This is a genomic window from Burkholderia sp. Bp9140, assembly GCF_003853425.1.
Taxonomy (GTDB): domain Bacteria; phylum Pseudomonadota; class Gammaproteobacteria; order Burkholderiales; family Burkholderiaceae; genus Burkholderia.
This window is the reverse complement of record NZ_QTPQ01000118.1, coordinates 1-773: the sequence shown is the minus strand read 5'-3', so window position 1 is coordinate 773 and position 773 is coordinate 1. Positions and strand designations below refer to the sequence as shown.

The 773-nt window shown below is 65.2% G+C and carries 1 protein-coding gene; it reads left to right on the top strand.

Annotated features, from left to right (window positions below):
* The coding region (locus DIE21_RS36865) for a 3-hydroxybutyrate dehydrogenase (protein WP_148092783.1) at window positions 1–771 on the top strand (771 nt) is incomplete at its 5' end.
* Window positions 772–773: the final 2 nt, after the last annotated feature.

Here is a 773-nt window from a genome sequence, read left to right as displayed (position 1 = left end):
GGCAAGACCGCAGTCGTCACGGGCGCCGCAAGCGGCATCGGCAAGGAAATCGCACTGGAGCTCGCGAAGGCGGGCGCGGCCGTCGCGATCGCCGACCTGAACCAGGACGGCGCCAACGCGGTTGCCGACGAGATCAACAAGGCCGGCGGCAAGGCGATCGGCGTCGCGATGGACGTGACCAGCGAGGACGCCGTGAACAGCGGCATCGACAAGGTGGCCGAAACGTTCGGCTCGGTCGACATCCTCGTGTCGAACGCGGGCATCCAGATCGTCAACCCGATCGAGAACTACGCGTTCTCCGACTGGAAGAAGATGCAGGCGATCCATGTGGACGGTGCATTCCTGACGACCAAGGCCGCGCTCAAGCACATGTACAAGGACGATCGCGGCGGCGTCGTGATCTACATGGGTTCGGTGCACTCGCACGAAGCGTCGCCGCTGAAGTCGGCGTACGTGACGGCCAAGCACGGGCTGCTGGGCCTCGCACGCGTGCTGGCGAAGGAAGGCGCGAAGCACAACGTGCGCTCGCACGTCGTGTGTCCGGGCTTCGTGCGCACGCCGCTGGTCGACAAGCAGATTCCGGAGCAGGCGAAGGAACTCGGGATCAGCGAAGAGGAAGTGGTGAAGAAGGTGATGCTCGGCAACACGGTCGACGGCGTGTTCACGACGGTGCAGGACGTCGCGCAGACGGTGCTGTTCCTGTCGGCGTTCCCGAGCGCCGCGCTCACGGGCCAGTCGTTCGTCGTCAGCCACGGCTGGTTCATGCAGTAACG